Here is an 11613-nt window from a genome sequence, read left to right as displayed (position 1 = left end):
GGATCAGTGATGTCGGTTCGGTTGGGATTGCCGCAAGTCAGGCTTCAAGGCCGCCTCATGGCCCTGGTTTTCCTGGCATCCGCCGGCATGGTCGTCATCGGCGTCATCGCGCTGGTCAATCTCCGCTCCGAACTGCTGCATGACCGCGTGCTGAAGGCGCGCGACCTCGTCGATGCCGCGGCCAACATCGCGGTCACCCACGCGGAGATGGCCGCCAGGGGCGCCGTGCCCCAGGACGCCGCCAGGCGGGCGGCGGTCGACGCGATCGCCATGCTGCGCTACGAGAACACCAATTATTTCTGGATCAACGATCTCGACGGCATCCTGATCGGTCATCCGACCCTGCCGGAGCGGATCGGCCGAAGCGTCCTCGACATCAGGGACGCCGACGGCATGGCGATGTTCGAGGCGTTCAACCAGGTCGCGCGGGAGCAGGGCAGCGGTTTCGTCCGGTACCGCTGGACGAAGCCCGGGGAAACCGAGCCGCTGCCGAAGATTTCGTACGTGAAACGCATCCCCGGCTGGGACTGGGTCGTCGGCACCGGGATCTACGTCGATGACGTCGACCGCGTCTTCCGGCAGAAGGCCCTGTTCCTGGTCGCCATCTTCGCGGCGGTGATGGCCGTCGTGCTGGGCGGGGCGGCCCTGGTCACCCGATCGATCGTGCGCCCGCTCTCCGGCCTTCGGCTGGTTATGACCCGCCTGTCCCAGGGCTCCGTCGACGTCGCGGTGCCGGCCACCGGCCGGGCGGACGAGATCGGCGACATGGCCCGGACGGTCGAGGTGTTCAAGGACGGGCTGATCCAGGCCCGCATGCTGTCCGAAACCCAGGAGAGCCAGCGGCTGGAGAAGGAGCGCAAGCAGCGGCAGATGGAGACCTTCATCCGGGAGTTCGAGGTGACGGTCGTCGGCATCCTGGACGGCCTGACCGCCGCCGACCAGGCCATGCGCGACAACGCCCGGCGGATGTCGGCCGGCGTGCGGGAGACCCAGGCGCAGGTCGCGACCGTCTCCGCTTCCTCGGGGGAGGCGCTGGCCAGCGTGCAGACCGTGGCGGCCGCCGCGGAGGAGCTGAGCAGCTCGATCCACGAGATCTCGCGGCAGGCGACGCAGGCATCGGCCATGGCGGTGACGGCGGTGAGGGAGACGGCCGTGACCAGCGACGCGATCCGCCTCCTGGAGGAGAAGGTCGGCGGGATCGGCGCCGTCGTCCAGCTGATCGCGGACATCGCCGGGCAGACCAACCTGCTGGCCCTCAACGCGACCATCGAGGCCGCGCGCGCCGGGGAGGCCGGCAAGGGCTTCGCCATCGTCGCGTCGGAAGTGAAGGCGCTGGCCACCCAGACCGCCCGGGCGACCGAGGAGATCACCCGCCGGATCGCCGAGATCCAGGGCGGCACCCACGCGTCGGCGGAGGCCATCGCGGCGATCGTGCAGGTCAACCGCGACATGAGCGGGGTCGCCGCGGCGATCTCGACCGCGGTCGAGCAGCAGCACTCGGCCACGCAGGAGATCGCGCGCAACGCCGACCAGGGAGCGGCGGGAACGGCGGGCGTGACCGACGCGATCGCCCTGGTCGAGCTGGCCGCGACTGAGTCTGCCGGCGCCACCGAGGAAATGCACCGGACCGCCGAGGCGCTCGGGGAATACGCCGAGGTGCTGAAGCGGAAGGTCGACGGCTTCCTGAAGCAGGTCCGCTTCGAGGAGGTCGAGGTCGGCGCCCTGGTCGAGTGGGGGGCGGACCTGGAGTTCGGTATCCCCCGCATCGACGCCGAGCACAGGAAACTGCTGGAGCTTGCCAACCGCGTTTACGCCAGCGTGAAGCGCGGAGAGGACCCGAAGGTCCTGTCCGCCGCCTTCGACGAACTGCGCGCTTACGCCTTCGAGCATTTCAGCGAGGAGGAGGAGTTCATGACCCGCATCGGCTATCCGGAGGCGGGCGAGCACCGCCGCCAGCACCAGATGTTCATCTCCCGCCTCGACGCGCTCTCCGAGACCTACCGCAAGGGCGCCGAGATCCGGGGAATCGACGTGGTCGGCCTGCTGGGCGGATGGTGGCAGACCCACATCAAGGGAGCCGACGGGGCGGTGGCGCGCTTCGCCGCGGAGCGGCGGCCGGCCATCCGGCAGGCTGCCTGACCCGGTCCGCCTCCCGCGGATCAGGGGTCTCTTCCGGTCATCCCGATGGTGCAGTGCGACGGGACGGGTATATCGATCCAAATGTCACCAATGCGGTATGCAACCGCCACGATTCCCGATAGAGTGCGACCAACACATAAGAATCGGCCTGTCCCAGGAGCGCGCGGTGGATATTCTGGAAACCATCAAGGATTATGGTAACTATTACTATGCCGTTGTTTTTGCATGGACATTTCTCGAAGGTGAAACGTTCGTCATTTTCTCCGGCGTGGCTGCGCGCGAGGGCATCCTTGACCTTACGACGCTGATCGGTTTCGCCTGGGCGGGAAGCTTCCTCGGGGACCAGCTCTACTTCCTGATCGGCAGGCGCTACGGGGCCCGGCTGTTGCTGCGCTTTCCCCGCTGGAAGCCGGGCGTCGACCATGCGCTGAACCTGCTCAAGCGGTACAGCACCGGCTTCATCCTCAGCTTCCGCTTCATCTACGGGGTGCGCAACTTCAGCTCCTTCGCCATGGGAATGAGCGGGCTGCCATGGTCGCGCTTCGCCATCCTCAACTTCATCGCCGCCGGGGTCTGGGCCATATGCTTCGCAGGCGCCGGCTATCTGGCCGGCATGGCGCTCCAGCACGTGCTGGGCGACCTGGCGACCGGCTTCGGCCTGCTGATGCTGGCGGCGTTCCTGATCGCGATCCTGGTGCTGTTCAAGATGTCGCGGAAGCGGCCGGCCCCGCCGGAGCCGACGGTGTCGGGCCGGAACGTGCCGGCCCAGGCGGAGTGAGAGGCGGAAAGACCCTCGGTCATCGCTGAGGGAGCGGCGGCGACGCGGCTTGTTATACTTTTTCCGCAGTTCAAGTATAACAATCCGGGGACGGCCGATGGAACGACTGCCCTTCGCCCTTCAGATGGCTTACGCCGACCTGCTCGACGAGGCCAGGAAGGATCTCATCCGGCCCCACGACATGGCCGACTACTGGCCCGGCACAGTGGAGTTGATCGATTAATCGTAGGTCGGCCTCGGCCGAAGGCCGACGCCGACAGCATGGCCGGAGCGTTTGACGCAGGGTGTCGGCGTTCGCCCTGGCGGGCGAAGGCCGACCGACCGCGCTCCGCTCCGCAGGACTTGTCAGGACCATCTTGCAGCACCGCTGCTGGGAAGACCTCTGCGAGCGCGGCCCCAGACGGCGGGACCTTGCCGAGGCCGCCTCCGGGCCGGCAGCCGGCGATCCGTCAGTCGTCGACGCGGATCATGGCGTTGAAGGCGATGGAGATCCGCTCCGCCGGGCCGTGGTAGGGGTGGACATAGTGGTTCAGCCAGCCGGGGAACAGCAGCATCAGCCCGTTCTCCGGCTTGATCGTCAGGCTGGGCAGCATCGAGAATTTCGGGTGGTGGAAGGCGGTGGGGAAGCTGCGGGGATCGACGAACTCGATGCAGCCGTTCTCCGGCCAATCGCCTTCCGTCTGGTCGACGTCGATGTAGTAGACGCCGCTCCAATGCGACTTCGAGTGATTGTGCAGCTTGGTGTAGCCGCCGCTCGGGATGATGTTTCCCCACATCTCGCCGTTCACGAAGCACTTGGCCGGGTCGAGCGCCTGGCCGAAATAGGTCTGGGTGACGGCGATCACGGCCTTGGCCACCTGGCCCTTCAGCCGGTTCAACGCGGGATGATCGTGTTCGAACAGGTCCTTCCGGCCCTGCCAGCCCCGGACTGCCGACATGTGCTTATCGGGCGTGGCGTCGCGCTCCTTCCGGAGGAAGGCCGCCAGCTCGGCGTTCATCGCGGCATGGTCGCGGATGCGCGCCTTGAACAGCGGCGTTCCGAAACAATACATCACCGCTTCGTTCAGCTTGATCGACTGCATGCGGATACCTTTCGCCTGTCGTTGCGGGGGTCGCCCGCGGACCCCCGATACGGGACGCGATACGGAACGGAGGCCGGGCCGCTTCCCGCCTCCGCCTGCCGGCTACGTCGTTGACACCTGATAACATGGTTAACACAGCCGGGGCCTGGACAGAATTACCCGTCGCGGCGACGATCGACATGTCTCCGTTGCGCGGACCGTGCCTCGGCCCTATGGTGCTGCCCTGATCCCCAGGTTTTTGGCGCAGGCATGTCCGACCTCAAGCATATCCGTAACTTCTCCATCATCGCCCATATCGATCACGGCAAGTCCACCTTGGCGGACCGGATGATCCAGATGTGCGGGGGCCTGGACTCGCGGGAGATGCGCGAGCAGGTGCTGGACAGCATGGACATCGAGCGGGAGCGCGGGATCACGATCAAGGCGCAGACCGTGCGCCTGCTCTATACCGCCAAGGACGGCCAGCAATACCAGCTGAACCTGATGGACACCCCCGGCCACGTGGACTTCGCCTACGAGGTCAGCCGGTCGCTGGCGGCGTGCGAGGGATCGATCCTGGTGGTGGACGCCAGCCAGGGCGTCGAGGCCCAGACGCTGGCCAACGTCTACCAGGCGATCGACAACAACCACGAGATCATTCCCGTCCTGAACAAGATCGACCTTCCCGCGGCCGAGCCGGACCGGGTGAAGGAGCAGATCGAGGACGTGATCGGACTGGACGCGTCCGACGCCGTGATGATCTCCGCCAAGACCGGCCTCGGCATCCCCGACGTGCTGGAGGCGATCGTCCAGCGGCTGCCGCCGCCCAAGGGCGATCTCGACAGCCCCGTCAAGGCGCTGCTGGTCGACAGCTGGTACGACCCGTACCTGGGCGTCGTGATCCTGGTGCGCGTGGTCGACGGCCAGCTCAAGGTCGGCATGAAGATGCGCATGATGGCGAGCGGGGCCGCGCGCGAGATCGACCGCGTCGGCGTCTTCACGCCCAAGCCCCTGCTGACCGGCGTGCTGAACCCCGGCGAGATGGGCTTCATCACCGCCGGCATGAAGGACATCACGGAGACCAAGGTCGGCGATACCATCACCGACGACAAGCGGCCCGCGACCCAGATGCTCGCCGGCTTCAAGCCGTCGGTGCCGGTGGTGTTCTGCGGCCTGTTCCCGACCGACGCCGCCCAGTTCGAGCACCTGCGCGACAGCCTGGGCAAGCTGGCGCTGAACGACGCGAGCTTCCATTTCGAGGCGGAGACGTCGGCGGCGCTGGGCTTCGGCTTCCGCTGCGGCTTCCTGGGCCTGCTCCACCTGGAGATCATCCAGGAGCGGCTGGAGCGCGAGTTCGACCTGGACCTGATCACCACGGCGCCGTCGGTGGTCTACAAGATCCACATGAACGACGGCAGCGTCCTGGACCTGCACAATCCGGCCGACATGCCCGACCCGGTGCGGATCGCCAAGATCGAGGAGCCCTGGATCAAGGCGACCATCATGCTGCCGGACGAATACCTGGGCAGCGTGCTCCAGCTCTGCACCGACCGGCGCGGCGAGCAGATCGAACTGACCTATGCCGGCAGCCGCGCCATGATGATCTACCGCCTGCCGCTGAACGAGGTCGTGTTCGACTTCTACGACCGGCTGAAGAGCATCAGCCGGGGCTATGCCAGCTTCGACTACCAATGGGACGAGTACCGCGAGGGCGACCTGGTCAAGCTGTCCATCATGGTCAACGCCGAGCCGGTGGACGCGCTGAGCACCATCGTCCACCGGGCGGCCGCCGAGAAGCGCGGCCGTGCCCTGTGCGAGCGGCTGAAGGAGCTGATCCCCCGGCAGATGTTCAAGATCGCGGTGCAGGCCGCCATCGGCAGCCGGGTCATCGCGCGCGAGACGATCAGCGCGATGCGCAAGGACGTCCTTGCCAAGTGCTACGGCGGCGACATCAGCCGCAAGCGCAAGCTGCTGGACAAGCAGAAGGAAGGCAAGAAGCGGATGCGCCAGTTCGGCCAGGTCGAGATCCCGCAGAGCGCCTTCATCGCCGCGCTGAAGATGAACGACAACTGAGACACCGCCCCCGGCCAAGCCGGGGGCGGTCTCTACGTCAGGGCAGCAGCAGGATCGCGCCAGTGGTGGCGCGGGATTCCGCCGCCCGGTGCGCTTTCGCCGCCTCGGCGAGCGGGAAGCGGCGGCCGATATCCACCTTGACCATGCCTGCCGCGATGGCGTCGAACAGGTCTGCCGCGTTGGCCCGGAAGGTAGCCGGATCGGCATTGTGCGGGAAGACCGACGGCCGGGTGAGGAACAGGTTCCCCTTCTTGTTGAGAAGTTCCGGCTCGATCGCGGGGGCCGGGCCGGACGCCGCGCCATAGACCACCACCAGCCCAAAAGGGGCCGCGCAGTCGAGCGATTTGAGGAAGGTGTCGCGGCCGACCGAGTCATAGACGACGCGCGCCTTGCGGCCGCCGGTCTCCTTCAGCAGCCTGTCCGGCCAGTCCGGGTCCGTGTAGTCGATCGCGACGTCGCAGCCGGCGGCCCGGGCGATCGCGCATTTCTCCGCCGAGCCCGCGGTACCGACGACCTCGGCGCCCAAAGCCTTGGCCCAGCGGCACAGGATCTGCCCGACGCCGCCGGCCGCGGCGTGGACCAGCACCATGTCGCCGGGCTGCACGGCATGGGTCTTCTTCAGGAGATACTGGGCGGTCAGGCCCTTGAACAGCAGGGACGCCGCTTGCTCGTCGGTCACTTCCGCCGGGATCTTCACCAGTTTCGCGGCCGGAACGTTCCGGATGTCGGCATAGGCGCCCAGCCCGGCGTTCATGTAGGCGACGCGGTCGCCCACTTCGAGGTCCGCGACCTCCGGCCCGACCGCCTCGACCACGCCGGCCGCCTCGTGACCGAGTCCGGTCGGCAGCGGAAGGGGGTAGACGCCCTTGCGCTGGTAGACGTCGATATAGTTGAAACCGACCGCGGTCTGCCGGACCTGAGCCTCGCCGGGACCCGGCGGCGGCAACTCGGCCGTTTCGAGGCGCATCGCGTCGGGCGATCCGAACTCCGTGATGCGGATCATGCGGGCGGTGGTCATGGGGTGCTCCGTGGTTCCGTTGGGTATCCGCCGCTCAGGCGCAGGGGCGCCAGGGCCTCTGGCAGGCGATGCGGGCGTGGCGCGCGTCGCGGTGGCGCGGGTTGATCAGGATATTGTGGCTTTCCGGCATGATGGCCGAGGGGACGCGCAGCAGGGCGGAGCGCCCCTCGGACAGCCAGCGGTCCCCGAAGGCACGGCAGGCATCCCGGCCATCCAGGTGGGGCGCATCCTCGAAACCGAGATAGTTGGTGTCGATGCCGAGCAGGACGTAGTCGTCCGGCACCAGCGAGAAATCCAGGTCCAGGTTGGCGCGCAGTTCCAGCGCGGCGAGCGCCGCGTCCATGGCGGCATAGACCACCGGCGTCCGCGGCGACGTCCACCGGCCGCCGAGAAGTTCGGCGCCGGCACCGGACAGGTCGGCGAAGGGAAGGCGGGTCAGGCGCCAGACTCGCATCAGGCGGCCAGGCCGTGGGCGATGCGGCCGAGCAGATGTTCCACCAGCCGCGCCCCCTCCTCGGTATCGAGAAGATCGAAGGGCGCCTCGTCCTCCAGGGCCCTGGACGGCCGGCGGAGCCAGGTCAGCGCCTTCTCCCGGGAGCGGAAGGTCTCCGTCGCGTCCGCGATCACGCGGGCGATGCGGACCACCCGCCCGGACTGCTCGGGCGTCAGGCGATTCTTGCGCCGCCGTTCGGCCATGACCTTGGGCGGTGCCACGATGCGATCCAACTCGGCCTGGCTGATCGCCTGGAGCTCAAGCAAATGGTCGATCACGTCAACCGGCAGGCCGTCGCGAACCAGGCGCGCGATGTCCAGGTCACTGGAAAGCGTGCGGCCAACGGTCTTTTCGCCCCCAAGAAGGGCGATCACCTGAGCGGCGCTGATCATACCTCAACCTCTCGGCCGACAGCCACGGGGCGCGGCGGCCTGAGAGCTTAAGGCGAAATCCCGAACCCATCAAGCGGAGGTATCATGCCGACGCGGGAACCACTCGGAAATAGGTGCGGTCGGCCTTTCCGGCGCTGCCGAGCCGGGACTGGAGGTCCCGGGCCACGATATCCCCGGCGACCTGGCTGGGCAGTTCAAGGATCCGATGGTCCATCGTGCCGTGCCCATCGGACGTGCCGAGTATCAGGAAGACCGGTCGGGAAGTTTCTTTTTGCATGGCATTTCCTCCTTATTGAGAAGCCAGCTTAATGCATGTTTGTGACGTTTTGCATTTTACCGATCGGTTTAGTGCCATGCGGCATTCTGCCGCTAAAGAGATTACGATTTAGTTTTAATGGGTGCATCGCTCCGCCAGCAGATCGTTCCAGTCATACCGGACCATGTTCGCCGGCACTTCCGCGGGCGGGCCGATGCGGGGGCCGCCCAGATAGGTCACTCCGGCGGATGCTGCGGCCCGGGCCTGCTCGATGGTTTGGATGCCGACGAGGGCCACGCGCGTGCCGGCATGTTCGAGCGCCCGGCAGGTCCGGTCGAAAGTGCCGGAGAAGCCGGTGCAGGGACCGCCGGAAAGATCGAAGCTGACGCCGTGCAGCCCGCATTCCCGGGCATGGACGATGCCGCGGGCCTGCGGATCGGCCGCCAGCAGGATAGAGCGGCAGAAGGGGCGCAGCATGCCGGCGAGATCGAGCAGGCGGGTCCGCGAGATGTCGCCGGGCACCCCGTACATCTCCAGCACCAGGAAGCGCCGTATCGTCGAGTCGGTACCGTTCAGCAGGTCGAGGATGCCGCTCCGGGTGCTGCGGGCGCACAGGCTTTCGAAATGCACCGGCGCATTGACGAAGACGCTGAACCGGTTGGCCAGCAGGTCGTCGAGGTCGGCGAGCGCATGGCCGAGGGTCATGCGGTCCAGTTCGGCGAAGCGGTGAGCGCCGGCATCGCCGCCGAGCACCGCGTACCCCTCCACCGGCGGACCCGCGGCCGGCCGGGTCACCGGAATGCAGCACCATGTCGACAGCACGTTGTGGCGCCTGTCCAGCACCGGGCGGTACCGCCAGTCGAGACGCAGGTCGCGGCCCGGCCGGTTCAATCCCAGCGCGGGGTTGGGCTGGGCGGCCAGCGGACCGAGGCCGGTCGCCATCGCGCCCAGGATATCCTGAAGCGACTGCTCCTCGAACACGACGCTGCCGTCCAGCCGCCCGACCGCCGACCGGATCACGATCCCGTCGAGATCCTCGTCCCCGAGGAAATGCCTGTAGAGGGACTGGGCGATGGCGACCGACTTCAGCCGGGCGGCCTCCGGGCCGAGGTGGGCGAAGGCGATCAGGTAGTCGAGCGCGCCGTAGCGGCAGAACACGTCGTCCGGTGCCAGGTGCTGGGAGATCGCCTTCGATGCAAGGAGATGGATGCCGTCCTGCAGCCGGGGCCACCGGTCGCCCAGCCGAGCCCGGATGGGTTCGAGGCCGATCAGGTGGATCCGCCCGGCGGTTGCCTTGGGATTGCCCGCCAGCAGGCGCGCCAGTTCCACCGTGAAGTCCGATGGAGAGCTACAGCCCATCGGAGCGGACGAGGCGGCGGGAGCGGCCCCGGCGGGGGGCGGGGCCGGGCGTTCGTCCTCCGCCAGGAGGCTGTAGAGACCGGTGGTTATCCTGCCGATGATTTCGCTCGCGGCCATGTCGCGGCCTCCCGGATCTGCATGGCCATCCGGTCGGATGCCCATGGACTCCATCTGCGGCATGACGACGCGGGTTGTTAGTATGCTTCCGTATGGAGGCGGAACGCTTGCGGTCAGTCCGCCGTATGTCCCTCCTGCCGCAGTTGGTCGCGCAGCGCCGGGCGGTAGTCCGGGTATTTCAGGGCGACGCCCAGCTCGTCCTTGATCCGTCCGTTGCGCACCTTCTTGTTGTCCGCATAGAAGCTGGCCGCCATGGGCGACAGCTCGGCCTGGTCGAACGGCACCAGAGGCGGCGGCTGGACGCCCAGCAGCTCGCAGGCGAAGGCCGTCACCTCGTGCCCAGGGGCCGGATTGTCGTCGCACAGGTTGTAGGCGGCGCCGGGGTTGGGCCGGTCGATCGAGGCGCGCAGCGTCCGCGCGATATCGTCCACATGGATGCGGCTGAAGACCTGCCCCGGCTTGTCGATGCGGCGCGCGGTCCCATTGCGCACGCTGTCGATCACGCTGCGGCCGGGACCGTAGATGCCGGCCAGGCGGAACAGGTGGACCGGAACCCCATGGTCGTGCCACAGCCGGAGCCACGCCTGCTCGGCCTCGGCCCGCTGCTTCTGGCGGCGGCCGGTCGGCCGGAGGGGCGTCGATTCGTCCACCCAGGCGCCGCCATGGTCGCCGTAGACTCCCGTCGTGGACAGGTAGCCGGCCCAGCGCAGTCCCGGCATCAGCGCCGCGATGTCGGCCGCGTGGTGGTCGAGCACCGGATCGCCGTCGGCATCGGGCGGCACGGCGGTCAGGAGGTGGGTCGTTCCGGCGAGGGCCGCGGCGGCATCGTCCAGCGGCCGGCCGCGGTCGAACAGGTGCGTCCCGATGCCGCGCGCGGAGAGGGCGGCGGCCTTGTCCGGGCTGCGCGTGGTGCCGGCGACATGCCAGCCTTCGGGCCCATGCTCGCGCCGGACGAGGTCGATGAAGGCCAGCGGGCTGAAGCCCAGACCGAAGCAGAAGAGTCGGGGCGTTTGCGGTTGCTGCATGATGGTTGGCCTTGCGCTCGGAAACTCCAGGCCCGAACTTAAGGGCCACCATGACCAGATACAATGTTCCCCCGAACCGTCCCGCCACCCGCCGCTTGCCGGCGCTGGCCGTGCTCGCGATCCTGGCGGCGGGTCCCGCCGCCGCCGCCGACCGCCAGGCGGTCGAGCATGCCCGCGAGGCGGCCGCCTGCATGCAGCTGGCGGAGAAGCGGCCCGACGCGGCCTTCGACAGCGCCCTGACCTGGGAGGACCGCGGCGGCGGCGACATGGCGCGCCTGTGCCAGGCGATGGCGCTGTTCCACCAGGGTCAGTTCCAGGCGGCGGCGACGCGGCTGGAAGAGCTCGTGCCGACCCTCGGCAAGGATACGCCGGAAGGGGCGTCGAGCCTGCTGGCCCGCGCCGGCTGGGCCTGGCTCCGGGCGGGCGACACGGCCAAGGCGGAAAGATCCTACACCCAGGCGCTGGGCTACAGCCCCCGCGACCCGGAGCTGATGATCGACCGGGCCTTCGCCCGGGCCGAGGCCCAGCGCTACTGGGAAGCGATCGAGGACCTGGATCGGGCGATCGACCTGGCGCCGCGGCGGGCCGACGCCTACCTCTACCGCGCCGGGGCCTATCGGGCGCTGGGCAACGACAGCAAGGCGCTCGACGATGTCGGCGTCGCCCTGCAGCTCGAACCGTCGAACCCGGAAGCGCTGCTGCTGCGCGGCAACCTGCGCGCGGTGACCGGCAACGCGGAGGGGGCGAAGGCCGACTGGAACTCGGTCATGCGGATCGATCCCGACACCACCAGCGCCCGGGCCGCCGAGGACAACCTGAAGCGGCTTCGCGACGGGCAGGCGGCCCCGCCGGCCGCCGGCGCGCCGGCGGCGCGGTAGGGAGCGCGATAGAGCGGTCCCCGA

Annotated in this window: 12 protein-coding genes; 5 read left to right on the top strand and 7 right to left on the bottom strand. The window is 68.2% G+C overall.

All coding sequences use genetic code 11. The annotated features are described in order from the left end of the window. The first annotated feature begins 57 nt into the window (after nucleotides 1-57). The 3 genes from IGS68_RS17885 to IGS68_RS36015 all read left to right on the top strand — a co-directional run bounded on the left by IGS68_RS17885 (nucleotide 58) and on the right by IGS68_RS36015 (nucleotide 3140). On the top strand, nucleotides 58-2139 hold the full coding sequence (locus IGS68_RS17885) for a bacteriohemerythrin (protein WP_201072191.1): 2082 nt from the start codon (nucleotides 58-60) through the stop codon (nucleotides 2137-2139). A 166-nt stretch (nucleotides 2140-2305) separates the two neighbouring features. Next, the gene (locus IGS68_RS17880) at nucleotides 2306-2917 is read left to right on the top strand and encodes a DedA family protein (protein WP_201072180.1); all 612 of its coding nucleotides are present in this window, start codon (nucleotides 2306-2308) and stop codon (nucleotides 2915-2917) included. Nucleotides 2918-3014: 97 nt separating this feature from the next. Beyond that, nucleotides 3015-3140 (top strand): hypothetical protein, encoded by a 126-nt coding sequence (locus IGS68_RS36015; RefSeq protein ID WP_256445689.1) that lies wholly within the window; start codon nucleotides 3015-3017, stop codon nucleotides 3138-3140. Nucleotides 3141-3366: 226 nt separating this feature from the next. Here the strand turns inward: IGS68_RS36015 and IGS68_RS17875 are convergent, their stop codons facing one another. Continuing rightward, a complete protein-coding gene (locus tag IGS68_RS17875; protein ID WP_201072178.1) occupies nucleotides 3367-3999 on the bottom strand; it encodes a TIGR02466 family protein in 633 nt (210 codons plus the stop codon). 249 nt (nucleotides 4000-4248) lie between these two features. Here IGS68_RS17875 and lepA point away from each other — a divergent pair, with 249 nt between their 5' ends. Continuing rightward, entirely contained in the window at nucleotides 4249-6051 is a 1803-nt protein-coding gene (gene lepA / locus IGS68_RS17870; protein WP_201072177.1) for a translation elongation factor 4, read from the top strand. A gap of 37 nt (nucleotides 6052-6088) precedes the next feature. On the opposite strand, the gene IGS68_RS17865 is transcribed toward lepA, so the two are convergent. The 6 genes from IGS68_RS17865 to IGS68_RS17840 all read right to left on the bottom strand — a co-directional run bounded on the left by IGS68_RS17865 (nucleotide 6089) and on the right by IGS68_RS17840 (nucleotide 10711). After that, a complete protein-coding gene (locus tag IGS68_RS17865; RefSeq protein WP_201072175.1) occupies nucleotides 6089-7069 on the bottom strand; it encodes a quinone oxidoreductase family protein in 981 nt (326 codons plus the stop codon). 34 nt (nucleotides 7070-7103) lie between these two features. Then, nucleotides 7104-7523, bottom strand: a complete 420-nt coding sequence (locus IGS68_RS17860) for an RES family NAD+ phosphorylase (protein WP_201072173.1) — start codon at nucleotides 7521-7523, stop codon at nucleotides 7104-7106. Next, entirely contained in the window at nucleotides 7523-7954 is a 432-nt protein-coding gene (gene parS / locus IGS68_RS17855) for a type II RES/Xre toxin-antitoxin system antitoxin (RefSeq protein ID WP_201072171.1), read from the bottom strand. The genes IGS68_RS17860 and parS overlap by 1 nt, the downstream gene beginning before the upstream one ends. An 82-nt stretch (nucleotides 7955-8036) precedes the next feature. Further along, entirely contained in the window at nucleotides 8037-8231 is a 195-nt protein-coding gene (locus IGS68_RS17850) for a hypothetical protein (RefSeq protein ID WP_201072168.1), read from the bottom strand. A 114-nt stretch (nucleotides 8232-8345) separates the two neighbouring features. Next, nucleotides 8346-9686, bottom strand: coding sequence for a hypothetical protein (locus tag IGS68_RS17845; RefSeq protein ID WP_201072166.1), 1341 nt, complete (start codon nucleotides 9684-9686; stop codon nucleotides 8346-8348). Nucleotides 9687-9799: 113 nt separating this feature from the next. Further along, nucleotides 9800-10711, bottom strand: a complete 912-nt coding sequence (locus tag IGS68_RS17840; protein WP_201072163.1) for an SDR family oxidoreductase — start codon at nucleotides 10709-10711, stop codon at nucleotides 9800-9802. A 50-nt stretch (nucleotides 10712-10761) separates the two neighbouring features. Here IGS68_RS17840 and IGS68_RS17835 point away from each other — a divergent pair, with 50 nt between their 5' ends. Continuing rightward, nucleotides 10762-11589, top strand: coding sequence for a tetratricopeptide repeat protein (locus IGS68_RS17835; RefSeq protein WP_201072158.1), 828 nt, complete (start codon nucleotides 10762-10764; stop codon nucleotides 11587-11589). Nucleotides 11590-11613 lie beyond the last annotated feature (24 nt).

The organism is Skermanella sp. TT6 (genome assembly GCF_016653635.2).
In the GTDB taxonomy this organism is placed as follows: Bacteria; Pseudomonadota; Alphaproteobacteria; order Azospirillales; family Azospirillaceae; genus Skermanella; species Skermanella cutis.
This window is presented reverse-complemented; position numbering and strand designations above follow the sequence as displayed.

Coding starts and splice junctions, on each gene's coding strand:
- IGS68_RS17885 (WP_201072191.1), top strand. CDS start 58: ATGGCCCTGGTTTTCCTGGCATCCGCCGGCATGGTCGTCATCGGCGTC.
- IGS68_RS36015 (WP_256445689.1), top strand. CDS start 3,015: ATGGAACGACTGCCCTTCGCCCTTCAGATGGCTTACGCCGACCTGCTC.
- IGS68_RS17875 (WP_201072178.1), bottom strand. CDS start 3,999: ATGCAGTCGATCAAGCTGAACGAAGCGGTGATGTATTGTTTCGGAACG.
- lepA (WP_201072177.1), top strand. CDS start 4,249: ATGTCCGACCTCAAGCATATCCGTAACTTCTCCATCATCGCCCATATC.
- IGS68_RS17865 (WP_201072175.1), bottom strand. CDS start 7,069: ATGACCACCGCCCGCATGATCCGCATCACGGAGTTCGGATCGCCCGAC.
- IGS68_RS17860 (WP_201072173.1), bottom strand. CDS start 7,523: ATGCGAGTCTGGCGCCTGACCCGCCTTCCCTTCGCCGACCTGTCCGGT.
- parS (WP_201072171.1), bottom strand. CDS start 7,954: ATGATCAGCGCCGCTCAGGTGATCGCCCTTCTTGGGGGCGAAAAGACC.
- IGS68_RS17850 (WP_201072168.1), bottom strand. CDS start 8,231: ATGCAAAAAGAAACTTCCCGACCGGTCTTCCTGATACTCGGCACGTCC.
- IGS68_RS17845 (WP_201072166.1), bottom strand. CDS start 9,686: ATGGCCGCGAGCGAAATCATCGGCAGGATAACCACCGGTCTCTACAGC.
- IGS68_RS17840 (WP_201072163.1), bottom strand. CDS start 10,711: ATGCAGCAACCGCAAACGCCCCGACTCTTCTGCTTCGGTCTGGGCTTC.
- IGS68_RS17835 (WP_201072158.1), top strand. CDS start 10,762: ATGACCAGATACAATGTTCCCCCGAACCGTCCCGCCACCCGCCGCTTG.